The sequence below is a fragment of the Streptomyces sp. R11 genome, from assembly GCF_041051905.1.
Classification (GTDB): Bacteria; Actinomycetota; Actinomycetes; order Streptomycetales; family Streptomycetaceae; genus Streptomyces.
In genome coordinates, this window is record NZ_CP163432.1 from 1,639,225 (window position 1) to 1,662,766 (window position 23,542).

Consider the following 23,542-nt stretch of genomic DNA (forward strand, 5'->3'; position numbering starts at 1 on the left):
GACGCGGACCACACTCCTGGCATGACGCACTTTCCGCCCCCGGCCGAGGAGTTGCGGCTCCTCGACCTCGAGCTGCGCCAACTGGACGCCCGTCGGGCCCAGTTGCTGCACCGCCGAGCCTGGCTGGTCACCGCGCTGCAAGCGGCGGCGCCCCGGTCCGCTCCGGCGCCTCTCGCCCCGCCCCGCCCCGAGGCCTCGGCGCCCCGGGTGCAGAACGTCCTGCTGGTGCTGGGCGGTGTCCTGCTGACGGTCGCCGCGATGGCGTTCACGCTGGTCAGTTGGGGGCACATGGGGATCGCCGGGCGGGCCCTGGTGCTCGGCGCGGTCACGGTGGCGGTGCTCGCCGCGCCGCTGCCGCTGCTGAAGCGCGGGCTGCGGTCGACGGCCGAGTCGGTGGCGGGCCTGGGGCTCGTGCTGACTGCGCTCGACGCCTACGCGCTGCACGAGGTCGGGTTGGCCGACGTGGACGCCACCGGCTACCTCGCGGCCGCTTCGGCCGTGCTGGCGGCCCTGTGGACGGCGTACGGCCTGCTGCCGCGCACCTCCGAGCTGCATCTGCCCCTGCCCGCCGCTCTGCTCGCCGCCCAACTCCCGCTCACCCTGTGGGCGGTGGCGGCCGACGCGAGCATGCTCGGGATCACGGCCGCCGTGCTGGTGACGGCCGGGTTCGACGCGGGTGTGGCGCTCCGGGTGCCTGCCGGGTCCGTACGGATCACCGCTGTGATCGGTGCGTACGGCATGGGCGCGTGGGGCGTGTGGGCCGCCGGCTGGCTGTCCTGGACGGCCACCGGCCCGAGCGCCGCCGCCCGTGCGGCGGCGCTCCTCCTCTTGGCCGCGGGCATCGCGGTCTCGGCGGCGTGGCAGGAGGCCGCCGCGAAGCAGGCGCTCGGCCTCTCCGTCGCCGCCGGTCTCCTCACGGTCGCTGCGCTCGGCGGCACCGCCCGCCCCGTGCTGCCGGAGGCGTGGACGGTTCCGGTGTATCTGGTGTGCGGGATCGCCCTGCTCGCGGCGATCCGCGCGGACCGGCTGCCGCAGGCGCTGCGCGACGGGCTCACCCGGGCCTCCGCCGCCGTACAGGGACTCGCCCTGCTGTGGACGCTGCCGCTGGTGGCGATCGCGCTCGCGGGTCCGGTGGCCTGGGTGGATCAGGTGTGGTCCGGGGCGCCCGGCGATGTACGGCAGGCGATGGCGGCCGACGCTCCTTGGCCCCCGCATTCGGAGACGGTGCCGGTCGTCCTGGCGACGGTCGCCGCCGTACTGCTCCTCGCCGCACGCGACACCGCGTGGCGGACCCGGGCCCTGACCGGCGTACTGGCGCTGGCGTGGGCGACGGCGCTGGTCCTGCCCGCCGTGCTCGAAGTCCCCTACGCCGTGGGCCTGGCGGCCCTGGCAATCACCACGGCCGGCGCCCTCGCGGCGGCCGCGTGGATACGACCGTCCGAACAGCCGGCGACGGCGCAGGAGCCGTCGGCGGCCTCGACGCAGGAACCCACCACCGCCGGGGAGCCCGCAGCCGTTACAGCCACTCCCATCGGCGTCCCCACCCCTCGCGCGACCGCCATGGTCCTCGCCCTCCTCACCTCACTCCCCCTCGCCTTCCTCTCGCTGACCAGCGAGGCCGCGACCCTCACCGTGCTCGCCGCGCTGACGGCGCTCTTCGCGGCGGGCTCCTGGAAGGCGCACCTCGCTCCGGTCACGGCCCCGGCCGGGCTCGCGTACGCCGCCGGGCTGGCCTGTGCGGCGGGGGCTGCGGCCGGCTGGCAGGCGCAGTACGTCGCCCTGCTGGTCCTGGTGGTCCCGGTGGCGGCGGCTCTGCTCGCGGCACGGCTCGGTGACGCGCGGGCGGCGGTCCCGGTCGAGGTGACGGGCGCGATCGCCGCGCTGCTCGCCGTCGCGCTGGCCGCGGCACCGGCCGACCTGCCGATGCTGGCCCTGGTGCTGGCGCTGTGCGGTGTGATCACGGCCGGTACGGCGGTCCGCCCGGAACGCCGGTCCGTGGCCTACGCCTCCGCCGCGCTGTTCGTACTGGCCACGTGGGTGCGTCTGACGGCCTGGGACGTCGGGACGCCCGAGGCGTACACGCTGCCGGTCACGGTCCCGGCTCTGCTGGTCGGCGCCCTGCACAGGCGCCGCGATCCGCAGACCTCGTCCTGGACGGCGTACGGCCCCGGACTCGCCGCCACCCTCGTGCCGAGCCTCCTCGCGGCCTGGGGCGACCCGCACTGGACGCGCCCCCTGCTCCTCGGCCTGGCGGCCCTGGCGGTCACCCTGCTCGGCGCCCGCCACCACCTCCAGGCACCGCTCCTCCTCGGCGGCGCGGTGCTGGCCCTGGACGCCCTGCACGAACTCGCCCCGTACATCGCCCAGGTGACCGACGCACTCCCCCGCTGGGTACCGCCCGCCCTGGCCGGCCTTCTCCTGCTGGCCATCGGAGCGACGTACGAGCAACGCCTCAGGGACGCCCGAAAGATGCGGGAATTCCTGGGCAGCATGCACTAGCCCACAGAGGCGCGGGGAACTGCGCGACCAGCCACAACGGACCCGCAGTTCCCCACCACCTGTTACGGCATCCTGTCCCCCAGCAACGCCAGGTTCTCAATGGCCGCGAGCCCGTACAACGCGGTGTCGTTCGTGGACACCCAGGCCGCCTCGCTGCCCGGGACCAGCGCGTCGGGGCCGCTCAGCTTCTCCGTCCGCCACGGCGCCGACTCCTTGTAGCCGTCGGAGTTGTAGAACTTCTCCCACGCGCGAGTGGCGAGCTTCTCGTCGCCGGTCCGGACGGCGGCGTACGCGTCGAGGCGCGAGTGGCCCTGGAAGAGCAGCAGAGAGCCGAAGTTGGAGCCGTAGCGGGCCGCCTGCTCGGTCTTCGTCGCGTTGAAGTAGCGGCAGTAGTCGAAGTACGCCTCGTTGAACTCCGGCATGTCGACGAGGTCGATGAGCTCGGCGCACAGTTCGTTGAGGCCGAACACCGCGGAGAGGTGGGAGACGCCCACGACGGGCTTGCCGGCTACGGCGAACCTGCCCGTGTCGAGGTCGTAGAGACCGCTGCCCTGCACGAAGCCGTTGGGCTGCGCGGCGATCGTCTCCATGGTGGACAGGACCCGCGCCTTGGCCTTCTCCCACTTGGGGCCCTTGCGTTCCCACTCGGTCAGCCAGGCCGACACCAACCCGCTCCAGTCGGTGCCGAAGCCGATCGACAGCGCGTGCCGGTCGGGGGTGTACGGCTCGGTGCGGATCTTGCGGATCGGGTCGAGGACGAGGAAGGTCTCGTCGGAGTCGACGTTGGCGTGCATGAGGTCGCCGACGCGTTCGTCCCCGGTGAGGAAGTAGTAGTAGCGGCGGTACGTGGTATTGGCGATGCGCTGCTGCTTGGCGCTGTCGGCGTAGTGCTGCACGCCGTGCCGGGTGCCGAGGCCGGCCCATTCGCCGAGGTGGTAGACATCGACCTCGCCGGTGTGCCGGGTCATGGCCTCGGCGAACCGGAAGATGTCAGCGCGCCCGCTTCTGAGATAGGCGAACCACAGCCACAGGTCGGGCGAGAGCTCGGAGTTGTCCCAGGCGTAGCCGCCGATGTCGTACCGCCACTGGTGTCTGACGGTGTCGTAGGTGTGCATGATGTCGCCGTAGTCCCAGAAGCCGTACCAACGGCGCATCTCCACCTGGCCCTTGTAGTAGGTGAAGAGGAAGTCGAGGTGGTCCTCGATCTTTGCCTTGGCGGGTGTGGAGCGGTCCGGCTCGGAGTACAGGCCCGGCCCGAAGACCCCCGCCTTGATGAGCTGCGCGGGCGGGGCGGCGAGCTGCGGCAGCACCCGTACGGCCTCGACCTGTTGGGCCAGGACTTCGGGCGAGGGCGTCGACTCGTTGGCCCAGAAGAGGAGTTCGGAGGTGCGGGCGATGCCGTAGGGCGTTCCGAACTCGGGCTCGTAGTCCTCATAGGTGATGTTGAGGCCTTCGAGCTGCTCGGGGTAGGTGTCCTGGCCCATGCCGTCGTGGTAGAAGCGCAGGTCCATGGGCTGCGCCTCGGGCGACCAGAGCCACATGGTGACCTCGGCCGCGTCGGTGTGGGCGTCGCGGATGTCGAGCTGGGCGGGGAACTTCTCCCAGAAGTCCCGCAGCCCGAAGGAGAACCCGCCGCTGACACCACCGACGTATCCGAAGCCGGAGGCACGCCTGCCACCGCCGGCGCCGATCCAGCCGTAGCCCTTCTTCGTGCGCTTGCGCAGAGTGAAGCCGTCGGCGGAGAGCTGGGAGAGGGTGTAGTCGCCCCACTCGGGGATGTACTGCAGCCGGGTCGTCACGCGCTGGTCCCAGGTCGACGGATCGGGCAGCTTCTCCCCTGCGAACTGCGCCGCCTGTACGGCGGCCCCTGGATCGCGCCTCAGCCCGGTGATGCCCTTGACGGCCTCACGGAGCATGCCGGTGCCCTCGCCGCCGATGCGGATGTGACGGTCGTACGACTCGTCCCGCATGGGGACCGTGAAGCGCACGCCGAGGCCGCGGATGAAGTCGCCGCTCGCCTTGCCGGGCTCCTGGGTGCCGTCGTAGGTGATGGTGTGCACCATGCGGAAGGAGTCGGCGCCGGCGTAGAAGTAGAGGCGGATGGAGAAGGGGAGCCAACTCCGGCCGCCCTTGCGGTGCTTGCCGTCGATGCGGACGAGCGCGCGGACGGGGCCCTTCTGCTCGACGGTGACCTCGGAGATGGCGCCTTCGAAGCGCTCGGTCTTGACCGAGCCCTGGTCCTCGTCCTCGATCTCGGGCTGGCGGATCAGCACGAGGCGACCGTTCCTGGCGATCTCGGTGGAGCCGCGCGTGACCGACTTGATCAGCGTGGCGCCGGACTTGCCGATCCTCGCTGTGATGACACCGGTGGAGACGTCGATGGTGCCGCCGCTGTTGTCGACTGTGACCTTCTTGGCAGGCGCGGCGGCCGCACCGGGGCTCAACGTGAGCTTGCCGTTGCCCGAACCGACCGCGTGGGCCGTCCACTTGAGGGAGCCGTCCGGCCAGTAGGCGATCGGCCACGACTGCACGGGCACGGCCTTGCCGTCCGCGTCCGTCAGCGCGAACGTCTGGTCCTCCTGGTACACACCCTTCGGCCAGGGCACGCCGACGGTGGAGCCGGGGGCGGTGCCCAGACCGCCGTCCTCCAGCCAGTCCAGGGTCACGGGATCGGCATCGGCGCCGGCGGCTCTGGGCGCGGCCTGCACGTCCTTCGCCCCTAGCGCCCAGCTGAACTGTGCGGCGGCTCCGGCGACGGCGGCCGCCTTGAGGAGGGACCTGCGGGGGATGGGGGACATGGCCTTTCCTTTCCACGTACGAATGGTCAGGGGCATGACAGATAGAGTGCGGCGCCCGGAGCGCCGACCTGGTGCGAGGCACCGCAGGTTCAGCGGTGCCGGTACCGCTCCTCCACGGCGACGGCCGCCGCCGCGACGGCCCCCAGGACAGGGACCGCCAGCGGCGCGGCGAACCAGGCGGAGGCGGCCGCGACGGCCAACCCTCCGATGATCAGGAAGGACCCGGCAGGGTCGAGCACGGTACGGCGTCCGGCGCCCGCGAGCAGCGACCACCAGCCGGCGTCCGGCGTCCAGACCGCCGTGGCCCGCAGCAGTGCCACGAGGGCACCGATCAGTGCGAACACCCCGATGGCCCCGACGAGGGGTCCACCGGGAATCCCGGCCCGCGCGGCCTGGACGTCCAGCCGGACCGCGCCCGCCCCGGCCCACCCGGCGAGCCCGACGACCCACCCACGCCGCACGGCCACCCGGAAGTCGGCGACGAATTCCCGCAGGCCACCGCCCTCATGTGCGATACGGCGACGCAGATGCCGGGCGCCGGCGGCGAGAGCGGCCGGATAAGTGACCACTCCGAGCGAGGCGACCGCGATCCAGACACCGGTCAGCAGGCACTCGGCGAACACGGCGAACCGCTCGGCGAAGAGCGATTCCCCGCGAGCCTCCCGACGAGTCGTACGAACCGCACGAGCCGTACGAGCCTTCACGCGCGCCTGGGCCATCGTCGCTTCACCTCAGCCCTTCAGTCCGGACGTCGCCATGCCGTCGATCAGGTATCGCTGGAAGGCCAGGAAGAAGGCCAGGACCGGCAGCAGGGCGACGAGCGACATGGCGATCATGCCGCCGTAGTTCGCGATGCCCTCCTGGTCGACGAACATCTTCAGGCCGAGGGAGACGGTGTACTTGTCGGGCTCGTTGAGGTAGATCAGCGGGCCCATGAAGTCGTTCCAGGCGTTGATGAAGGTGAAGATAGCGCTGGTGATCAGGGCCGGCCGGCACAGCGGCAGCATGATCGACCAGTAGATCCGCAAGTGCCCGCAGCCGTCGAGGCGGGCCGCCTCGTCGAGTTCCTTGGGCAGGTTCCGCATGAACTGCACCATCAGGAAGACGAAGAACGCCTCCGTGGCCAGGTACTTCCCCAGCAGCAGCGGGGTGTAGGTGTTGATCATCTCCATGTTGCGGAACAGCACGTACTGCGGGATCAGCAGGACGTGGTACGGCAGCAGGAGCGTGCCGATCATCAGCGTGAACAGCAGATTCCGGCCCGCGAACCGGATCCTCGCGAAGGCGTACGCCGTCAGCGAGCAGGACACCACGATCCCGATCACCGACCCGACCGCGAGGAAGAGCGAGTTGAGGAAGAAGGTGGAGATCGAGATGTCGGCGATGCCGTCGGCGAGGCTGGTGTAGTTGGAGAAGCTCGGGTCGCCCGGGAAGAGGTCCAGGCTGCCGATGATGTCCTCGCTCTGCTTGAACGAACCGCCGACGACCCAGATCACCGGGTACAGGATCACCGCGAGGACCAGCAGGGACCCGATGTGCCAGGCGACGGAACCGGGCAGTCGGCGGCGCAGCGCCCCGGCCCGCGCGGAGGGCGCCGGCTTGATGTCGGTTGCCGGTGCGCTCATCAGGCGCCCTCCTCGTAGTGCACCCAGCGCTTCTGGGACCAGAACAGCACCGCCGTCACCAGGGCGACCGCGACGAGCAGCATCCAGGCCATGGCTGAGGCCAGGCCCATCCTGCTGTTCTCGAAGCCCTGGACGTACAGATAGCAGGTGTAGACCATCGAGCCGTCGGCCGGACCGCAGGCGTTGCCTCCGGCTCCCCCGCCGACGATGTACGCCGAGCTGAAGATCTGGAAGGAGTGGATGGTCTCCAGCAGGACGTTGAAGAAGAGGACCGGGGAGATCATCGGCAGGGTGATGTTCCAGAACCGCCGCAGCTTGCCCGCCCCGTCGACCTCGGCCGCCTCGTACAACTCACGCGGGACCTGCTTGAGGCCGGCGAGGAAGATGACCATGGGGGCGCCGAACTGCCAGACGGTGAGCGCCACCAGGCTGTAGATGATCAGGTCCGGATCGCCCGTCCAGCCGCCGACGTCGATCCCGAAGACCTTCTGCGTCCGGTCGACGATCGCGTCGTCGGAGAAGATCGCCTTCCAGACGATCGCGACGGAGACGCTCGCGCCGATCAGCGACGGGGCGTAGAAGGCGGCCCGGTAGAAGGCCTGCCCGCGCCGCTTCTGGGCCAGGAGGAGCGCCACGCCGAGGGCCGCGAGCAGCTTGAGCGGCGTGCCGACGACGACGTACCAGAGCGTCACCTGCACCGAGTGGCGCCAGCGCGGGTCGCCGAACATCTCGGAGAAGTTGTCGAGGCCGATCCACTTGGGCGCGTCGAAGAGGTTGTAGTCGGTGAAGGCGAAGTAGAGCGAGGCGATCATCGGGCCTGCCGTGAGCAGCAGGAACCCGGCGATCCAGGGGGACATGAAGAGATAGCCGGCCAGGTTCTCCCGGCGGACCCGCCGCTTGAGGGCGGCGGGACGCAGGGGCTGCACCGGCCCGTGCCGCGGCTCGGAGCCCGTGGCCGGGCCCTCCACCGCAGGGGCGTGTGTCACGGCGGTTCCCATCAGCCTGCGAGAGCCGTCTTCGACTCGGTGAAGTACTGCTTGACGGCCTCGTCCACCGAACGCTTGCCCAGCGCGAGCTCTTCGGCGATGCGCAGGAACGCCGCCTCGCAGATGTCGGCGCCGTTCGGGTGCGGGGTGATGGGTTCCAGGACGCCCGCCTCGACGAGGGACGTCTCGTAGGCGGCGATCCCCTTGTTGACCTCGTCCGTCGGCTGGAACGCGTCGAACTGGGCCTGGGTGGCGGGCACACCGCGGTCGTAGCCCATGATCTTGGCGACCTCGGGGTCGTGGACCATGAAGTCGATGAACTGGGCGACCTCCTTGGGGTGCTCGGTGCGCCTGGAAGCGCTGAGCATCAAGGAGCCCAGGTACTGGCCGGTCTTCTTGCCGTCCGTGGTCGGGATGGGAGCGAGGCCGTACTCGCTCTTGCCCTCGGACGTGTAGCGGACGGTGAAGTTGTCCCAGGTGAACTCGCCGCCGGCCAGCTCGGCGGAGACGGCCGACTTGGGCTTGATCTGGGCGACCTTCTTGGCGTCGGCGTAGATGCCCTCCTGCACACCCTTCTCGGCCTTGGTCCACCAGTCCGTCAGATCCGCCTCGGTGAAGCCGAGTCCGTCCTCGGTGAAGAACGCCTTGCCGTTCTGGCGGAGGTAGAGGTCGTAGAGGTACATGACGCCGTACATGCCGCTGTCGCCGGCGCGTCCCGCCCTGTCGCGGATCTTCTTCATCGCCGCGTCGAAGTCGTCCCAGGTCCAGCCCTGTTCCGGCTTCACGCCCGCCTTGGTGTAGACGGGCTTGTCGATGACCAGGGCCATCGAGTTGGACCCGACGGGAACCCCCAGGAGCTTTCCGTCGATCTCGCCGAACTTCTCGAGTCCCGCGCGGAAGCCGTCCATCGACAGATTGCCGGCCTCGACCTGCTCATTGAGATCGAGCAGCACATTCTTCGCGTCATATTTGCGGAGGAAGCCGATGGCATTCTGGAACACGTCCGGCGGATTCCCCCCGGAGGCCTGGGTGTTGAACTTCTTCCAGAAGTCGGTGTACGGCTGAAAGTCCGTCTTGACCTTGATCTTCGGGTACTTCTTGTGGAACAGCTCAATGGTCTTGTTGATGCGCTCGGCCCGGTCCTCGGCACCCCACCACGCGTAACGGATCGTCACCGTCCCGTCGGCGGAGGCCCCTCCGTCCCCACCGCAGCCCGTCGTCGCGGCCAGCCCGAGTGCGGCCGCCGTGGCGCCGGCCGCCTTCAGGATCGTACGCCTCTCAACATTCCTGCTGGTTCTCACCGTCGAGCCTCCCCGCAGCGTCGCTACCGCTTCATGAATCGTTTCAAGTAAGCGCTTGCTGGCACAAGTTACGGAGGGCCTCGGAGTGCGTCAATGATTCGGACAGGAATTTCTTGGCGGCCCGCGGGGCCGGGTGACGGCAGATGGAGGCGAGTTGGCCGGACCGGTCGGACGTCGGCGCAGGTCAGACGCGCGAGGTCGAGGCATCGAACAACAAGTCGGCCACCCTATGTCCATCTCGACCGAGCGCAGCATGGCCACGGGCGAGTTGACGGGATGTCGCCTCAGGTGGCAGACACCCCTGCCGTGTCGCGTCGCGCATGCCGGCCGGAAACGACGGCGGCCCGCCTGCACAGTCGCAGGCGGCCCGCCGGATCCGGGTGGGCGATACTGGGTTCGAACCAGTGACCTCTTCGGTGTGAACGAAGCGCTCTCCCACTGAGCTAATCGCCCGGACGCAGGAAGAACATTACCCCATGTCAGGGGGTGCGAGTGACCGGCGCGAAGCCGTACCGGCAGACGTCCGCACCCCCTCGCGGATCACTGGTCCTTGATCTTCCAGGGCATCACTATGCCGAACTTCCACAGGTAGATCCCGAGCAGCACGCCCACGATCACCAAGCCGATCGTCGTCAGGATGATGTTGCGACGGCGCACCTTCGGATCGAGGGCCCGCTGGGCCGCCTCGGTGACCTTGCGCTTGGTCCAGCGCAGCACTAGCTGGGCCCATACGAACTCGGTCGCCCAGACCGCCATGCCCCCGAAGATGATCACCCAGCCCGGACCGGGCAGAGGCAGCAGGATGATGCCGGTGACGACTATCGCCAGGCCGATGACGAAGACGCCCACCTGCCAGCTCAGATGCAGCGCTCTACGCGCCTTGACGAACTCCGGCGCTCGTGAGCCGAGCCCCTGCTCGCTGTCGCCCTTCACACCGTCCACTTCGGTCTCGTCGGTAGCCAGGGCAACCTCGCCCGACTCGTTACTCCCCGTATTCATACGGCCAAACCCTACCGGACGGAAACGAGTCACCGGAATGGTCGTACCTCGCGAACGGGTTCTCGGCCGGAAGAGTTACGTAAACACACGCAAAACACTCAGAGGGGTTTACAACGGCACCGTAGGTGGCATGTCGATTTCGCCGACGTGCGAATCCCCGAGCGCACACTGAGCGAAAGGCCCTGGCGCTTATGAACACCACGGTCAGCTGCGAGCTGCACCTGCGCCTCGTTGTGTCGAGCGAGTCATCCCTGCCTGTCCCCGCAGGCCTGCGGTACGACACGGCCGACCCCTACGCCGTGCACGCCACCTTCCACACCGGAGCCGAGGAAACCGTCGAGTGGGTGTTCGCCCGCGACCTCCTCGCGGAGGGCCTCCACCGGCCCACCGGAACCGGCGACGTCCGCGTCTGGCCGTCGCGCAGCCACGGTCAGGGCGTCGTCTGCATCGCCCTGAGCTCTCCGGAGGGCGAGGCCCTGCTCGAGGCCCCTGCACGGGCCCTGGAGTCCTTCCTGAAGCGAACGGATGCCGCGGTGCCCCCAGGTACGGAGCATCGGCATTTCGATCTCGATCAGGAGCTCTCGCACATCCTGGCGGAAAGCTAGGCCGAGGCCCCCCGCAAGCCGCCCGGCGCCGTCGACTCGGGGAGACGGCTCGGGCCAAGACAACCGCATAGGGCACACGTCAGCGCCGCCTCCGCTCCGCGGGGGCGGCGTCGGCGCGCTCGGGGAGCGGAGGCCGTGTCGGTCACCGTGAGTAAGCGCCGACGGTTCCCGTCCGGGCCGGGCCGGACGGGAACCGTCAACGCCCCTGCGGCGTTGTATTCGAAGCCACGTACGGTCGCGGCCGGTCTGTGGGCGCTGCGAGCCACTACCATCGGCCAGCATCGGCGGGCGCCCCGCCCGACCTCAGGCCAGGGAGCGAAACGTGCTGATCACCCATGACACCCGGTGTGCGCTCGATGCCGTGGTGGATCTGGTGAACACCGCACCGGAGGGCGACGAGACTCCGGACGCACTGCCGGACGTCGCGGCGCTCGCCGATTTCGTACGAAAGCACGAAATCAGCGATGTCGGTGTCCTCTCGGAGTTCGATCTGTCCGCGGTGCGCAAGGTGCGCGGCCGGTTCGCCGAGATCTTCGCGGAGCCCGACGCGCGGACCGCTGCCGGGCTGATCAACGAGCTGATCGCCGCCGCCGGAACCACCCCCCGGCTCACGGACCACGACGGCTACGACTGGCATGTGCACTACTTCGCCCCCGGCGCCTCCATCGCCGACCACCTGGCGGCCGACTGCGGCATGGCGCTGGCGTTCTTCGTGGTGGCGGGCGAGCAGGAGCGGCTGCGGCGCTGTGAGGCGCCGGACTGCCGGCACGCCTTCGTGGACCTCTCCCGCAACCGTTCGCGGCGCTACTGCGACAGCCGCACCTGCGGAAACCGTCTGCATGTGGCCGCCTACCGGGCTCGCCGCAAGGAAGCGGCGGGCTGAGCGGTCGCCGAGATACCGGTGTCGACGCGGGCCCCGGCGGGTGGCGCCGGGGGCCGCGGGTACGGCTCAGAGCAGCAGCAGATCGTGCAGCGCAGCCATGAGCAGCAGACACCCGATCACCGCAAGGAAGATCATCAGCGGTGGCTGGGAAAGGGCGAAGAGGCACCCGCGGGGCTCGTCCTGAGGTGGCGCGGCCTCGCTTTGTGTCGTGTCCAGCATCTCGCGGCGATGATGACGTAGTTGTCCCTCGTGGCGCGATCAACACGCCCGCGATGAGCGGGAGTTCGCCGAATTCCTCGATGTCCGGTTCGAGTGATGATCACTTACGGCCGGGCGGCGACCCACTGTGTCGTTTCAGTCATGCGTGCGGGGGGTCAGATGCCGTGCTTCTTGAGGATGGCCTCGATGTCGCTGAAGTCGTCCGAGGCGGCCTCGGCCCTGGGTGCGGTCGCGGGCCGGGTCGACTGACGGGAGCCCGCCCCCAGGGAGGGCGCCGAGGCCGCCGGGGCCACCGCCTCGCGCTGTGCGCCGGCCTTGGCTTCCTTGCGCTCCTTGCGGGTGCCGCCACGGCGGCGTTCCACCGCGCGGCTGCTCGCGAACAGCAGCCAGGCGACGCCGAGGACTCCGAAGCCCGCCCAGGCGGTCGGGCTGAACGCGGTGTCCGCAAGCCAGTCGACGACACCGGTCATCACCAGCCCCAGGGGCACCAGCGAGTACGCGGCGATGCGCGTGGCCGCGAGGAAACGCTTGCGGTACGCCGTGACCGCCGCGATGCCCAGGCCGGCCGCGGCGGCGGCGGAACAGACGGTCTCGGCAATCATCCGGTCCTCCAGGGCAGGCTGAGTCGGTCAGGGCACTTCGTCCCTTCCATCCTGCACCGTGGCAACCCCGCCCGGCCACGCCTGGGCCCGACATCAGGGACATCTCCGGGTCATCTCCTCCGCAGGTCCCGGTCGCGGTGAACGGCCCGGGTCCGCGTCAGGGCCGTCGTCGGCGAAGCACCCGGTCGGATTGGGTCGCCCGCGCCGCTGCTGGGAGACTGGAACCATGAGCGACTCCTCCCCCGACCGCGCCACCGCCCCCGTCCTCGACGTCTGGTGCGAGGTGCAGTGCCCCGACTGCCGCAGCGCCCTGGACGATCTCCGTGCCCTGCGCGCCCGCTACGGCGACCGGCTGGAGCTGCGGCTGCGGCACTTCCCGCTGGAGAAGCACAAGCACGCCTTCGCCGGCGCGCAGGCCGCCGAGGAGGCTTTCGAGCAGGGGCAGGGGTGGCCGTACGTGGAGGCCGTGCTGGGCCGGGTCGAGGAGCTGGGCCGTAAGGGTGAACCCTTCCTGGTCGAGGTGGCCGGGGAACTCGGCCTGGACACCGAGGAGTTCGACACCGCTCTGGTCGACGGCCGGCACATCCTGATCGTCGACGCCGACCAGGCCGAGGGCAAGGCCATCGGCGTGACCGGCACGCCGACGTATGTGATCGGCGGCGAGCGCCTCGACGGCGGCAAGAGCCAGGAGGGGCTGCGCGAGCGCATCGAGGAGATCGCGGACCGGCTGCTGGCGGAGCCGAGCGCCTGACCTCCGCCGGGCCCCTCGGCCGGCCGACGGCTACAGCAGTGTCTTGAACATGGCGTACCGCGTCGTCTCGTAGCCGAGTGACTCGTAGAGCCGCTCGGCGGGGGCGTTGTCCGCGAAGACGTTGAGGCCGATGACCCGGTGCCCCGCGGCGATCGCCTGGGCCTCGGCCAGCAGCATCAGCGTGCGCCCGTGCCCCCTGCCCCGGTGGGCCGGGGCGGTCTCCACGTCGTAGACGTACGCGCGGTCGTCCTGCGCCACCATCCACAGAGTGCCCACCGGAGTTCCCTCGTGCTCAAGGACGCTCAGGACCGCACCCGGCGTGCGCAGACCGTCCGGCAGCAGTACGGCGTGGTCCCGCTCGGCCTTGGCCCGGGCCGCGGCCTCCGGGACCCCGCGCTCGACCCAGCTGCGGAAGTATTCCTCGAAGCTCTTGTCCGCCCAGGGTCCGTACTCGGCCTCCGTCATGGGTCGTCCCCGGCTGCCCCGGGGCAGATCGGGCGCGGTGTCGCCGAGCGCCTTCTCCATGCCGCGATTGCGGACGACGTAGCCCAGCGCCGTGGCGAGGCGCAGCGCCGGTCCGGCGGCACCGGGGACCGTCGCCTCGATGCGCCGGCAGCCCCAGCCGCGCGCCACCTCCTCCGCGGCGAGGGCGGCCACCGTGCCCCGGCCGCGGCGCCGGTCCGGTTCCTCGATGCGCAGCTCCGATATCCGGGCGACCGTGCCGCCGAAGACGGGATGCGTGCCGAGGTGAAGTGCGCCCACGGGGCGGCCGTTCACACACACCTGAAAGCGGCGCGAACGGGTCCCGTCCTCGTTGTGCTGAAGCGGCTCAGTCGGCCGCAGGGTCGTGGTCATCAGGGGTGTTCTACCCACCGCGCCGGGGCCACGGCAGCCCATTTTCTTCGCGTGCCCGTTGCTCCTACGGATCCAGGTCGTCGCCCGACCGCTCCGCGAAGATCCGCATCGCCTTGGCGGTCACCGGCCCCGGCGCGCCCGGGAGTTCGCGGTCGTCGACGCGGTGCACGGCCTGCACGTCGCGGAGGGTGGAGGTGAGGAAGACCTCGTCGGCCCGCTGAAGGACGTCCAGTGGCAGGTCCGTCTCCTTCGCGCCGGTCCACTCGATCGCCAGCACGCGCGTGATGCCCGCGAGGCAGCCCGAGGCGATCGGCGGGGTGTGGATCTCGCCGTCCAGGACGACGAAGACATTCGACCCGGTGCCCTCGCAGAGCTGCCCGACCGTGTTGGCGAACAGGGCCTCGGAGGCGCCGTGTTGGTGGGCGCGGGCGAGGGCGACGACGTTCTCGGCGTACGAGGTCGTCTTCAGGCCGGTGAGCGCGCCACGCTCGTTGCGGGTCCAGGGCACGGTGATGACCGCCGTGGAGTCGGGGCGGCGGGCGGTCTCGCCGAGGGCGACGACGAGGGTCGGTCCGTGCTCGCCACGGTCGGAGCCGAGGGGGCCGTGGCCGCCGGTGTAGGTGATGCGCAGCCGGCCGAGCGGCATCGGGTTGGCCTCCAGGACGGCGGCGCAGGCGCGGCGCACCTCGTCGTGGTCGGGCTCGGGCAGACCGAGACCGCGCGCCGAGCGCGTCAGCCGGTCGAGGTGCCGGGTCAGCGCGAACGGACGGCCGTCCACCGCCTTCACCGTCTCGAAGATGCCGTCGCCCACGGTCAGCCCGTGGTCGAAGACGGAGACACGGGCGGACTCGATGTCCTGCAGCCCGCCGTCCAGCCAGATCTTCACGATTGCAGTCCCTCTCCACTCACCTCGTACGCCCCCGACGCTACCGCGAGCAGCCGGGACGCCTTCAGCTCGGTCTCCCGCCACTCCCCCTCGGGGTCCGACCCCCAGGTGATCCCCGCGCCGGTACCGAACCGCAGCACGCCTTCGGCCCGGTCGATCCAGAAGGTACGGATCCCGACAGCCAGCTCGCCGACCCCGCGGTCGGCGTCGACCCACCCGATGCCACCGCAGTACGGGCCCCGGGGCGCCGTCTCCAACGCGTCGATGATCCGCAGGGCGCTCGACTTGGGCGCACCGGTGACCGAGCCGGGCGGGAAGGCGGCGCCGAGCAGCTCGGGCCAGCCGGCGCCGGCTCCCAGCTCACCGCGGACGGTGGACACCAGATGGACAAGGCCCGGGTGCTTCTCGACGGCGCACAGATCGGGCACGGTCACCGTCCCCGTGGCGCACACGCGACCGATGTCGTTGCGCACCAGGTCCACGATCATCACATTCTCGGCGTAGTCCTTCTCCAGCAGGTCCGCCTCGGTCCGCCCGGTGCCCTTGATCGGCCCGGACTCGACAACACGCCCGTCACGGCGCACAAAGAGCTCGGGAGACGCGGTGGCTATCTCAACCCCGTGCTCCGGCAGCCGGATCGTTCCCGCGTAGGGCGCCGGGTTGCCGCGGGCCAGCAGGGCCGTCAGGTCGTCCACATCGGCGTCCGGCCCGATCGGCGCGCTCAGGACACGGCACAGATTCGCCTGATAGACCTCGCCGGCCGCTATGTGCTCGCGGATGCGCCGTACGCCCGCCGTGTACGCGGAGCGGTCGAGCGACGACGTCCAGTCACCGGCAGCCGGGCCGAGCCACTTCCCCGGCACCGGCGCGGGCACGGGTTCCTCTCGTACGTCCCGGAAGCGGGCGCATGTCAGACCGCCCTCGAAGTCGGCGCAGACAGCCCAGAATCCGCTGGAGTCCAGGGCCGCGGCGTCGTTGGTCACATCGAGGAGGCCGGTGGCCACGCGATCGCCGAAGCGGGCGAGGGGAGGGAGGTCGGGCACGCAGTCGAGTCTATGGCGGGTGTCCTGCGGGTGACCTCGCCATGTCCCTTCGGGACCCGTCGGCAGGTCCCTGAGCAGGCGCAGCGCAGCACGCTGCACAAACGCGTTTTTGTGCTGGCCCCGGAATCCGCTAGAGTTCAACTCGTCGCCGGGCCGCGGGAGCGGAACGAAACGACAAGCGGACGTAGCTCAGTTGGTAGAGCGCAACCTTGCCAAGGTTGAGGTCGCGAGTTCGAGCCTCGTCGTCCGCTCGAAGGAACAGGGGATCTTCCCGACCCCCTACACTCCTGGTGGAGTGGCCGAGAGGCGAGGCAACGGCCTGCAAAGCCGTCTACACGGGTTCAAATCCCGTCTCCACCTCCAAGGACGATTAGCTCAGCGGGAGAGCGCTTCCCTGACACGGAAGAGGTCACTGGTTCAATCCCAGTATCGTCCACTGGATCTTCGACGGATCATCGAAGGTCTGACCCGCGCGATTAGCTCAGCGGGAGAGCGCTTCCCTGACACGGAAGAGGTCACTGGTTCAATCCCAGTATCGCGCACGCAGCAAGTTCGTGATCTTCAGGCGTGTTTGGTCGATCACGGTCCCGAGGACGATTAGCTCAGCGGGAGAGCGCTTCCCTGACACGGAAGAGGTCACTGGTTCAATCCCAGTATCGTCCACACACCGAAGCCCCCGGTCGATGACCGGGGGCTTCTTCGTGCTTGTGCGGCTCAGCTGGAGAACAGCATGTGGCCGAAGCTCTTGTGACGCTTGTGGCCGTAGTGACCGCCGTGGCCGCCATGGTGACCACCGTGCGGGGCGCCCCAGGCCGGGGCCGGAGGGGCAGGGGCCGGGTAGGCCTGCGGGGCGGCCGGAGGCGGCGGGGCCGGCTGGGACCACTGGGACTCCAGGCGGGTCAGCGACTCCAGCTCGCCGTAGTCGAGAAAGATGCCGCGGCAACCGCTGCACTGCTCGATCTGGACGCCGTTGCGGTTGTACGTGTGCATCGGGGCTCGGCACTTCGGACACTGCATGGTCGGCTCAACTCCTCGCCGGTCGATCCTGCTTCGCGTATCGCCAGAACAGACTCTGTCCGGCTGCGGTCGGTTGCACCCTACTTTGCGTAATCTCGGGTCAACTCAGGGGGGACGGAAGCCATTCGGTCGCAGGCGTCCACGAGGGACTGCTCGACCTCGTCCAGGGGACGGCCCTCGGCCACGGCCTTGGTGATCGCCCTCGCGGCGGTCTGCACGGTGAGGGCGCGGGCCGGGATGTCCAGGGCGGGCCAGGGGTCACCCTCCACGGGAACGGCCGGTCCGTCTGCGGCGCGGTACGCGGACAGGAACCGCTCCCACTCTTCGGGCGACAGCAGCCCGCAGGCGTACCAGGCGGCCGGACGGCCCAGGTCCCAGGCCGGCACGCCCACGCCGAGGTCGTCGACGTCGATGAGCAGCCAAGGGCCGTCCGGGGCCGGGTGGCGGACGAGTTGGCCGAGGTGGAGGTCGCCGTGGCAGAGGGTGGTGGTGTCGGGCTGCGGGGCCTTCGCGCGGGCCCAGGCGGGGAGGGTGTCCCAGGCGCGGAGGACGGCGGCGGTGGGGGTGCCGGCGGCGCTGGTGCCGCCCTCGGCTTTGCGGAGCCGGTCCACGGCGTGGGCGGCTTTGGCTGGGCCGCGCATGGGAGGCAGCGGCGCGCAGGCGTCGGTCGGGGTTCGGTGGAGACGGGCGAGGAGGGTGGCTGCCGCCTCCCAGGGGGCCGCGTCGGGGTCGCCCGGGTCGACGGGGGTGCCGTACGGCCAGAAGGTGACCAGTCGGCCGTGCAGGTCGGCGGGTATGAGGGTGAGCGGCGCCAGGAGTATGTCGGGGAGGTTGGCGGCGGTGGTGAGGCGAGGGGTGAGTTCGGTGGGGGTGATGTCCGGGGCGTGGGCCTTGGCGACGGTGTCGGCGTGCCGGACCACGGTGGCGTCGGGGCGGTCGGCCAGCGTGACGGTTGCTCCGCAGGGACAGGGGTGGGGGCGTGTGTGTGCCGTGGCTTCGGCGTGCGCGGTGAGGGCGGGCAGGAGGGGGTTCGGGGTCACTGGGGTCCCTTGTGTGCGGGGGTCTGGGCCGAGGGTACGTCGGTGACGGCGTCGGGTTGGCCGGGGGTTGCTCGTCGGCCTGGGCTGGATGCCGGGGGCGCCCCGGGATGTCTCGCCCCCCGCCGCCCCCACCCGTCCCGTCCTTGAAGGGGCTCCGCCCCTTCGACCCCGGACCTGGTGGGGGCTGCGGCCCCCAGAGCCCGCTATCGGCCTGAACGGCCTCGTCCTCAAACGCCGGACGGGCTGAAATACCTGGACCGACGCCTAGAGCGACCGTCCACGCTCACGCACCGCCCCCTTCGGGTGGGTGGGGGTTAGGGATGGCAGAGCCCTCGCCCCCAGATGCCGGACGGGCTGAAATACCTGGACCGGCGTCGAGAGGCAAAGCGAAGATCCTGCGCCGGCGGGCCGCAGCCGCGTACGACCGGAAGTCGCCGGCGCAGGCAAAAGCAATGCCGGCGCAGCTCCCCAGCTGCGCCGGCATTTGTGCCGTCCGCCGCACCCCCGTCCCCACGGGGTTTCATGGGTGGATGTCCCCGCCCGGACCGCTCTTCCGGGCCTGGGGTCGCCGCTCAGCGCCCCAGCATCACGCCCACGGACGACGCCTGTGTGGCCACTGTCTCCCAGCCGTCGAAGACGACCAGGAGCAGGACCGCCAGGGGAAGGGCCATGAGCGTCGCCACCAAGGGGTGGCGGCGGCCCTGGCGGCGCGGGCGCAGCAGCGGGCGCTGCTGCGTGCGGATCAGTGTCCGCGGTGCCGTCTGAGCCATGGTCCCTCTCCTGACCTGTGTCATTTGTCGTTGGCAGCGGCGGGTGTCTGACCTCGGGGGACGAGTGCTGCACCCGCCGCTTGACCTCAAATCTAGGCGGCCGGGCCACGCCGGGCGTCATGCCCTCGTACCGATTGGCGGGCCTCCCGGAGGATGAGCCATGACCCGGGAAGTACTCCCCTGGGTGGAGACGAGGTCCTGGGTCTCGGGGTCTTCCCCGAGGGGACGCCCGGTCTACACCGGTTTCTCCGAGCTGTCCTCGCGCGGCACAGGCTGCTCGACCAGCGCGAGTACCCGGTTCGCCATGAAGCGCGCCGTACGCACGACAGTCCCGCTTCGGGTGACTTCGCTCACTTCCACGACACCTCGCCGCACCGCCGTCTCCACCCGGCGGCCCGCCCTGCTCGCCACCACCTCGTACGTGCGGGTCGTGTCCCCCGCATCCACGACTATCTCCACGCGATCACCCTTCACGGGCCCAATCCCCCTTCTGCGATGGGCGGTTGGGGGACATTGCAGGGCGAAGTCGCCTTGCTCGCCAGCCCCCTGACCACCCTTCAAGTCTCCCACCCACCACTGACAATCCATCGCCCGGAGAGGGCGCGGCCTCTGCGCACGGCGGCCCGTGGAAACGTAAGCTGTGGCTCGTCAGACGGACCGGGCAGCGGGGATGAACATGGCGATGATGCGCCTGAGGCGCGAGGACCCGCGCGTCGTCGGCTCGTTCAGGCTTCACAGACGGCTCGGTGCAGGCGGAATGGGCGTCGTCTACCTGGGCTCCGACAAGAAGGGGCAGCGGGTCGCGCTCAAGGTGATCCGGCCCGATCTGGCGGAGGATCAGGAGTTCCGCTCGCGGTTCGCGCGTGAGGTGTCGGCAGCACGACGGATTCGCGGTGGCTGTACGGCACGGCTCGTGGCCGCGGACCTCGAGGCGGATCGGCCGTGGTTCGCCACGCAGTACGTGCCCGGGCCCTCCCTGCACGACAAGGTCGCCGGCGAGGGTGCGCTCGGCGCGGCGGACGTCGCCGCCGTCGGGGCAGCCCTGTCCGAGGGCCTGGTCGCCGTCCACGAGGCCGGTGTCGTCCACCGGGATCTCAAGCCCTCCAACATCCTGCTGTCGCCCAAGGGCCCGAGGATCATCGACTTCGGCATCGCCTGGGCGACGGGGGCCTCGACCCTCACCCACGTCGGCACCGCGGTGGGTTCCCCCGGCTTCCTCGCCCCGGAGCAGGTGCGCGGCGCCGCCGTCACGCCGGCCACGGACGTCTTCTCCCTCGGCGCCACCCTCGCCTACGCGTCCATGGGTGACTCACCCTTCGGACACGGCAGCTCCGAGGTGATGCTGTACCGCGTCGTCCACGAGGAACCCCAGCTGCACGGCGTACCGGACGCGCTGGCTCCGCTGGTGCGGGCATGTCTCGCGAAGGCACCGGAGGAGCGGCCCAGCACGCTGCAGTTGTCGCTGCGTCTGAAGGAGATCGCGGCCCGGGAGGCGCAGGGGCTCGCGGACGTACGGCCGCCCGCGCCGCGTTCCGGAGAGGCGGACCGGCCGACCGGGCGGCTCGCCGACACCTACCTGGAACAGCAGCGCCTCCAGCGCCGCCCACAGGGCACACCCCCGCCGCGCGGCGCCGCCGTCCCGCGCGGCAACGGCGCTTCCCGAGGTCCGGGTCCCGCGCGCGACGGTGTGCCGTCGCGGGGCGGCAGCGCCCTGCCCGGCGGTACGGCCTCGTCCCGGCCCGGACCCCGGCCGATCCCCGCCTCGCGCAACGCCCCTCGCTCGGGCGGCGGCGGCCGGCCCGCACCGCGCAATGGCGCAGGCCGCCCGTCGCCGCGGACGGGTACCGGTCGGCGGCCCGCCAACCCGCAGCTGCTGCGGCAGCGGCTGTTCGTGTTCGTCGTGGTGACGCTGCTCGTGGCGCTCGGCATTGCGGCGGCGCAGGGCTGCCAGGGCCCGGACCGCGGGCTCGGCGGTGACGGGGATGTCGTACGGCCGCAGCACGAGCAGCAGCAGGAGCAGGTGGAACCCGGCTACACGCCGCTGGACGGGGACGACCTGATGTCCCAGCGCTACGAGTCGACGTTCGAGATCCGCGACTAGGCGACGGGCCCGAGCGGAAGGGGCCTCACAGGGTCGGCAGGATCCGTTCGAAGAACTCGCGGTCGCCCTCGAAGACCGGGGCCAGGGACAGGAACTCCGCCGGGGTGACCCAGCGGGCCTCGGCGACCTCGCCCGGGTCGGGGACGACGTCGCCGGTCTCGGGGTTCGCCGTCCACCAGTGGAGGCGGAAGCGGCCGTCGTCCGTCTCGGACTCCCAGACCTTGGCCAGCGGTACGACGCTGAGGCCGACCTCCTCGCGGACCTCTCGGACGACGGCCTCGCGCTGGGTCTCCCCCGGCTCGATCTTGCCGCTGAGGGGTTGCCAGTAGCCGGGGCGCGCGACGGCGGGGCCGCGGCGGATGGCGAGGACGCGGTCGGCCCGGAGGAGGACCGCCACGATCGCCTCCCGCTGGGCCATCGCCGTACGGTCTAGATCTGCGGGCGGCCCGAGGCCACCGCGTAGAAGGCGACCGCGGCCGCCGCGCCGACGTTGAGGGAGTCGACGCCGTGGGACATCGGGATGCGGACCCATTCGTCGGCGGCGACCAGGGCCTGGGTGGAGAGGCCGTCGCCCTCGGCGCCGAGCATCAGCGCGACCCGGTCCATCCGGTGCGGGGCGGCCTCGTCGAGGGTCTTGGCCTTCTCGTCGGGAGTGAGGGCAAGGAGGGTGAAGCCCGCCTCGCGGACCGTTTCGAGACCCTTGGGCCAGGTGTCGAGGCGGGCGTACGGCACCGAGAAGACCGCGCCCATGGAGACCTTGACGCTGCGTCGGTACAGGGGGTCGGCGCTGTCCGGGGAGAGCAGGACCGCGTCCATGCCGAGGGCGGCCGCAGAGCGGAAGATGGCGCCGATGTTGGTGTGGTCGTTGACCGACTCCATGACCACCACGCGGCGGGTGGACTGGAGGAGTTCGGTGGCCGTCGGGAGCGGTTTGCGCTGCATGGAGGCGAGCGCGCCGCGGTGCACGTGGTAGCCGGTGACCTGCTCGGCGAGGTCCGGGCTGACCGCGTACACCGGGGCCGGGAGCTCGTCGATGACGTCGCGCATGACGTCGACCCACTTGGCCGAGAGCAGCATAGACCGCATCTCGTAGCCGGCTTCCTTGGCCCGTCTGATGACCTTCTCGCCCTCGGCGATGAACAGGCCCTCGGCCGGCTCGCGCTTGCGGCGCAGTTCGACGTCGGTCAGGCCCGTGTAGTCGCTCAGGCGGGGGTCGGCGGGGTCATCGACGGTGATGAGATCGGCCACAGGGTGATACTGCCTTGTCCTGGGTGTGGTGCCAACGGTTCGGTACGGGTTGGGTTACCCGCGGTTACGCGGAAGGGCTCGGTCCGCTCGGTCCCACGTTCACGACTTCGCCGATGACGATGACCGCCGGCGGCTTGACCTCGTGGGCGAGCACCGTCTCGGCGGCGGTCGCGAGGGTCGCGTTCACCCGGCGCTGGGCGGCCGTGGTGCCCTCCTGGACCAGGGCGACTGGCGTGTCCGGGGACTTGCCGTGGGCGATGAGGGTCTCGGCGACCTTCCCGATCGTGGCGACGCCCATCAGGATCACCAGCGTGCCGGTCAGCTTGGCGACGGACGGCCAGTCGACCAGGGAGCGCTCGTCGTCGGGGGCGATGTGGCCGCTGACCACGGTGAACTCGTGGGCGACGCCCCGGTGGGTGACCGGGATGCCGGCGGCGCCGGGCACCGAGATCGAGCTGGAGATGCCGGGCACGACCGTGTACGGGACGCCGGCCTCTGCCAGCGCCTGTACCTCCTCCATGCCACGGCCGTAGACGAAGGGGTCACCGCCCTTGAGACGTACGACCGACTTGCCCTGCTTGGCGTGCTCGATCAGCGCGTTGTTGATGGCCTCCTGGGCCATGAACCTGCCGTACGGCAGCTTCGCCGCGTCGATCACCTCGACGCTCGACGGCAGCTCCGCGAGCAGGTCGCGCGGGCCCAGGTGGTCGGTGATGACCACGTCGGCCTCGGCGAGCAGGCGGCGGCCGCGCACGGTGATCAGGTCCGGGTCGCCGGGGCCGCCGCCGACGAGGGCGACTCCGGCCGTACGGGTGCGGTGGTGCGGGGCGACGAGGGTGCCGTCGCGCAGGCCCTCGACGACCGCGTCGCGGATCGCGGCGGTGTGCCGGGGGTCGCGGCCACGCGCGTCGGTGGTGAGGACCGCGACCGTGACGCCTTCGCTGGTTCCCGTCGCCGGGGTCCAGGCGGTGGCGGCGTCGGCGTCGTCGGAGCGGACGCACCAGACGCGGTGGCGCTCCGCTTCGGCGGAGGCGCGGGTGTTGGCGTCGTCGTCGCTGGTGGCGATGAGGGCGTACCAGGCGTCGGCGAGGTCACCGTCCTCGTAGGGGCGCTGCTGCCAGGTGATCTCGCCTGCGTCCGCCATGGCTTCGACGGAGGGGGTCGCGTCGGGGGACACGAGGTGGATGTCCGCGCCTGCCGCGATGAGGGCCGGGAGGCGACGCTGGGCTACCTGGCCGCCGCCGAGGACGACCACTTTGCGGCCGGTGAGGCGGAGGCCTACGGGGTAGGCGGGGTGTTCGGCCATGAGGTGCG

23 protein-coding genes and 6 tRNA genes are annotated in these 23,542 nt (G+C 70.7%); 10 read left to right on the plus strand and 19 right to left on the minus strand.

The genetic code is table 11. The features are described 5' to 3' along the window. The first annotated feature begins 21 nt into the window (after positions 1–21). Positions 22–2,499: an SCO7613 C-terminal domain-containing membrane protein gene (locus AB5J55_RS07425; RefSeq protein WP_369269886.1), complete on the plus strand. Its 2,478-nt coding sequence runs from the start codon at positions 22–24 to the stop codon at positions 2,497–2,499. Positions 2,500–2,561: 62 nt separating this feature from the next. Here the strand turns inward: AB5J55_RS07425 and AB5J55_RS07430 are convergent, their stop codons facing one another. The 7 genes from AB5J55_RS07430 to AB5J55_RS07460 form a co-directional block, all read right to left on the minus strand. Continuing rightward, complete coding sequence (locus AB5J55_RS07430) at positions 2,562–5,297, minus strand: Tat pathway signal sequence domain protein (protein ID WP_369269887.1); 2,736 nt, start codon at positions 5,295–5,297, stop codon at positions 2,562–2,564. A gap of 89 nt (positions 5,298–5,386) precedes the next feature. Next, positions 5,387–6,016 carry a hypothetical protein gene (locus AB5J55_RS07435; protein ID WP_369269888.1) on the minus strand — a complete coding sequence of 210 codons (630 nt, stop codon included), beginning with the start codon at positions 6,014–6,016 and terminating at the stop codon, positions 5,387–5,389. A 12-nt stretch (positions 6,017–6,028) separates the two neighbouring features. Beyond that, a complete protein-coding gene (locus AB5J55_RS07440) occupies positions 6,029–6,922 on the minus strand; it encodes a carbohydrate ABC transporter permease (protein ID WP_369269889.1) in 894 nt (297 codons plus the stop codon). Beyond that, positions 6,922–7,920 carry a carbohydrate ABC transporter permease gene (locus AB5J55_RS07445; protein ID WP_369269890.1) on the minus strand — a complete coding sequence of 333 codons (999 nt, stop codon included), beginning with the start codon at positions 7,918–7,920 and terminating at the stop codon, positions 6,922–6,924. Before AB5J55_RS07445 ends, AB5J55_RS07440 begins: the two co-directional genes overlap by 1 nt. Continuing rightward, positions 7,920–9,209: an ABC transporter substrate-binding protein gene (locus AB5J55_RS07450; RefSeq protein ID WP_369269891.1), complete on the minus strand. Its 1,290-nt coding sequence runs from the start codon at positions 9,207–9,209 to the stop codon at positions 7,920–7,922. Before AB5J55_RS07450 ends, AB5J55_RS07445 begins: the two co-directional genes overlap by 1 nt. 381 nt (positions 9,210–9,590) lie before the next feature. Beyond that, a tRNA-Val gene (locus AB5J55_RS07455) sits at positions 9,591–9,662 on the minus strand. A gap of 87 nt (positions 9,663–9,749) precedes the next feature. Beyond that, on the minus strand, positions 9,750–10,208 hold the full coding sequence (locus tag AB5J55_RS07460; protein WP_369269892.1) for a TIGR02611 family protein: 459 nt from the start codon (positions 10,206–10,208) through the stop codon (positions 9,750–9,752). Positions 10,209–10,399: 191 nt separating this feature from the next. On the opposite strand from AB5J55_RS07460, the gene AB5J55_RS07465 reads away from it, so the two are divergent. Next, positions 10,400–10,813 (plus strand): SsgA family sporulation/cell division regulator, encoded by a 414-nt coding sequence (locus tag AB5J55_RS07465; protein ID WP_004002642.1) that lies wholly within the window; start codon positions 10,400–10,402, stop codon positions 10,811–10,813. A 322-nt stretch (positions 10,814–11,135) separates the two neighbouring features. Further along, positions 11,136–11,696, plus strand: a complete 561-nt coding sequence (locus tag AB5J55_RS07470; RefSeq protein ID WP_369269893.1) for a CGNR zinc finger domain-containing protein — start codon at positions 11,136–11,138, stop codon at positions 11,694–11,696. A 66-nt stretch (positions 11,697–11,762) separates the two neighbouring features. On the opposite strand, the gene AB5J55_RS07475 is transcribed toward AB5J55_RS07470, so the two are convergent. Both AB5J55_RS07475 and AB5J55_RS07480 read right to left on the minus strand, forming a co-directional pair. Next, positions 11,763–11,915, minus strand: coding sequence for a hypothetical protein (locus tag AB5J55_RS07475; protein ID WP_004002639.1), 153 nt, complete (start codon positions 11,913–11,915; stop codon positions 11,763–11,765). A 155-nt stretch (positions 11,916–12,070) separates the two neighbouring features. Beyond that, positions 12,071–12,517, minus strand: a complete 447-nt coding sequence (locus tag AB5J55_RS07480) for a hypothetical protein (RefSeq protein ID WP_369269894.1) — start codon at positions 12,515–12,517, stop codon at positions 12,071–12,073. 226 nt (positions 12,518–12,743) lie between these two features. Here AB5J55_RS07480 and AB5J55_RS07485 point away from each other — a divergent pair, with 226 nt between their 5' ends. Further along, positions 12,744–13,268, plus strand: a complete 525-nt coding sequence (locus AB5J55_RS07485) for a DsbA family protein (RefSeq protein WP_369269895.1) — start codon at positions 12,744–12,746, stop codon at positions 13,266–13,268. A 30-nt stretch (positions 13,269–13,298) separates the two neighbouring features. Here AB5J55_RS07485 and AB5J55_RS07490 read toward each other — a convergent pair whose 3' ends face one another. The 3 genes from AB5J55_RS07490 to AB5J55_RS07500 all read right to left on the minus strand — a co-directional run bounded on the left by AB5J55_RS07490 (position 13,299) and on the right by AB5J55_RS07500 (position 16,052). Continuing rightward, entirely contained in the window at positions 13,299–14,123 is an 825-nt protein-coding gene (locus AB5J55_RS07490) for a GNAT family N-acetyltransferase (RefSeq protein ID WP_369269896.1), read from the minus strand. Positions 14,124–14,187: 64 nt separating this feature from the next. Further along, positions 14,188–15,009, minus strand: a complete 822-nt coding sequence (locus AB5J55_RS07495; RefSeq protein WP_369269897.1) for an aminotransferase class IV — start codon at positions 15,007–15,009, stop codon at positions 14,188–14,190. Further along, positions 15,006–16,052: a chorismate-binding protein gene (locus tag AB5J55_RS07500; RefSeq protein ID WP_369269898.1), complete on the minus strand. Its 1,047-nt coding sequence runs from the start codon at positions 16,050–16,052 to the stop codon at positions 15,006–15,008. The genes AB5J55_RS07495 and AB5J55_RS07500 overlap by 4 nt, the downstream gene beginning before the upstream one ends. A gap of 178 nt (positions 16,053–16,230) precedes the next feature. Between AB5J55_RS07500 and AB5J55_RS07505 the strand changes: the two genes are divergently transcribed. From AB5J55_RS07505 to AB5J55_RS07525, 5 genes are all read left to right on the plus strand, one after another. Continuing rightward, positions 16,231–16,303: transfer RNA gene (locus tag AB5J55_RS07505), tRNA-Gly, on the plus strand. A gap of 38 nt (positions 16,304–16,341) precedes the next feature. Next, positions 16,342–16,415 (plus strand) — tRNA-Cys (locus tag AB5J55_RS07510). Between the two features lies 1 nt (position 16,416). Further along, positions 16,417–16,488: transfer RNA gene (locus tag AB5J55_RS07515), tRNA-Val, on the plus strand. Positions 16,489–16,522: 34 nt separating this feature from the next. Next, positions 16,523–16,594, plus strand: a tRNA-Val gene (locus AB5J55_RS07520). A gap of 49 nt (positions 16,595–16,643) precedes the next feature. Beyond that, positions 16,644–16,715 (plus strand) — tRNA-Val (locus tag AB5J55_RS07525). 51 nt (positions 16,716–16,766) lie between these two features. Here AB5J55_RS07525 and AB5J55_RS07530 read toward each other — a convergent pair. The 4 genes from AB5J55_RS07530 to AB5J55_RS07545 form a co-directional block, all read right to left on the minus strand. Next, complete coding sequence (locus tag AB5J55_RS07530) at positions 16,767–17,069, minus strand: zf-TFIIB domain-containing protein (RefSeq protein WP_369269899.1); 303 nt, start codon at positions 17,067–17,069, stop codon at positions 16,767–16,769. Positions 17,070–17,149: 80 nt separating this feature from the next. Continuing rightward, positions 17,150–18,109: a phosphotransferase family protein gene (locus AB5J55_RS07535; protein WP_369269900.1), complete on the minus strand. Its 960-nt coding sequence runs from the start codon at positions 18,107–18,109 to the stop codon at positions 17,150–17,152. Between the two features lie 572 nt (positions 18,110–18,681). Further along, on the minus strand, positions 18,682–18,879 hold the full coding sequence (locus tag AB5J55_RS07540; protein ID WP_369269901.1) for a hypothetical protein: 198 nt from the start codon (positions 18,877–18,879) through the stop codon (positions 18,682–18,684). 234 nt (positions 18,880–19,113) lie between these two features. Next, positions 19,114–19,353 carry a hypothetical protein gene (locus AB5J55_RS07545; protein WP_328428941.1) on the minus strand — a complete coding sequence of 80 codons (240 nt, stop codon included), beginning with the start codon at positions 19,351–19,353 and terminating at the stop codon, positions 19,114–19,116. 196 nt (positions 19,354–19,549) lie between these two features. Here AB5J55_RS07545 and AB5J55_RS07550 point away from each other — a divergent pair, with 196 nt between their 5' ends. Further along, on the plus strand, positions 19,550–20,980 hold the full coding sequence (locus tag AB5J55_RS07550; protein ID WP_369276122.1) for a protein kinase: 1,431 nt from the start codon (positions 19,550–19,552) through the stop codon (positions 20,978–20,980). Positions 20,981–21,005: 25 nt separating this feature from the next. On the opposite strand, the gene AB5J55_RS07555 is transcribed toward AB5J55_RS07550, so the two are convergent. The 3 genes from AB5J55_RS07555 to cobA form a co-directional block, all read right to left on the minus strand. Continuing rightward, entirely contained in the window at positions 21,006–21,398 is a 393-nt protein-coding gene (locus AB5J55_RS07555; protein WP_369269902.1) for an NUDIX domain-containing protein, read from the minus strand. A gap of 11 nt (positions 21,399–21,409) precedes the next feature. Continuing rightward, complete coding sequence (locus AB5J55_RS07560) at positions 21,410–22,228, minus strand: TrmH family RNA methyltransferase (protein WP_369269903.1); 819 nt, start codon at positions 22,226–22,228, stop codon at positions 21,410–21,412. 64 nt (positions 22,229–22,292) lie between these two features. Further along, the gene (gene cobA / locus AB5J55_RS07565) at positions 22,293–23,534 is read right to left on the minus strand and encodes a uroporphyrinogen-III C-methyltransferase (RefSeq protein ID WP_369269904.1); all 1,242 of its coding nucleotides are present in this window, start codon (positions 23,532–23,534) and stop codon (positions 22,293–22,295) included. Between the last annotated feature and the right edge of the window lie 8 nt (positions 23,535–23,542).

What these genes read in the sequence shown, in the direction of transcription:
- AB5J55_RS07425 (WP_369269886.1), top strand. Translation starts at nt 22, where the DNA reads ATGACGCACTTTCCGCCCCCGGCCGAGGAGTTGCGGCTCCTCGACCTC.
- AB5J55_RS07430 (WP_369269887.1), bottom strand. Translation starts at nt 5,297, where the DNA reads ATGTCCCCCATCCCCCGCAGGTCCCTCCTCAAGGCGGCCGCCGTCGCC.
- AB5J55_RS07435 (WP_369269888.1), bottom strand. Translation starts at nt 6,016, where the DNA reads ATGGCCCAGGCGCGCGTGAAGGCTCGTACGGCTCGTGCGGTTCGTACG.
- AB5J55_RS07440 (WP_369269889.1), bottom strand. Translation starts at nt 6,922, where the DNA reads ATGAGCGCACCGGCAACCGACATCAAGCCGGCGCCCTCCGCGCGGGCC.
- AB5J55_RS07445 (WP_369269890.1), bottom strand. Translation starts at nt 7,920, where the DNA reads ATGGGAACCGCCGTGACACACGCCCCTGCGGTGGAGGGCCCGGCCACG.
- AB5J55_RS07460 (WP_369269892.1), bottom strand. Translation starts at nt 10,208, where the DNA reads ATGAATACGGGGAGTAACGAGTCGGGCGAGGTTGCCCTGGCTACCGAC.
- AB5J55_RS07465 (WP_004002642.1), top strand. Translation starts at nt 10,400, where the DNA reads ATGAACACCACGGTCAGCTGCGAGCTGCACCTGCGCCTCGTTGTGTCG.
- AB5J55_RS07475 (WP_004002639.1), bottom strand. Translation starts at nt 11,915, where the DNA reads ATGCTGGACACGACACAAAGCGAGGCCGCGCCACCTCAGGACGAGCCC.
- AB5J55_RS07480 (WP_369269894.1), bottom strand. Translation starts at nt 12,517, where the DNA reads ATGATTGCCGAGACCGTCTGTTCCGCCGCCGCCGCGGCCGGCCTGGGC.
- AB5J55_RS07485 (WP_369269895.1), top strand. Translation starts at nt 12,744, where the DNA reads ATGAGCGACTCCTCCCCCGACCGCGCCACCGCCCCCGTCCTCGACGTC.
- AB5J55_RS07490 (WP_369269896.1), bottom strand. Translation starts at nt 14,123, where the DNA reads ATGACCACGACCCTGCGGCCGACTGAGCCGCTTCAGCACAACGAGGAC.
- AB5J55_RS07530 (WP_369269899.1), bottom strand. Translation starts at nt 17,069, where the DNA reads ATGCAGTGTCCGAAGTGCCGAGCCCCGATGCACACGTACAACCGCAAC.
- AB5J55_RS07540 (WP_369269901.1), bottom strand. Translation starts at nt 18,879, where the DNA reads ATGGCTCAGACGGCACCGCGGACACTGATCCGCACGCAGCAGCGCCCG.
- AB5J55_RS07550 (WP_369276122.1), top strand. Translation starts at nt 19,550, where the DNA reads ATGAACATGGCGATGATGCGCCTGAGGCGCGAGGACCCGCGCGTCGTC.
- AB5J55_RS07555 (WP_369269902.1), bottom strand. Translation starts at nt 21,398, where the DNA reads ATGGCCCAGCGGGAGGCGATCGTGGCGGTCCTCCTCCGGGCCGACCGC.
- cobA (WP_369269904.1), bottom strand. Translation starts at nt 23,534, where the DNA reads ATGGCCGAACACCCCGCCTACCCCGTAGGCCTCCGCCTCACCGGCCGC.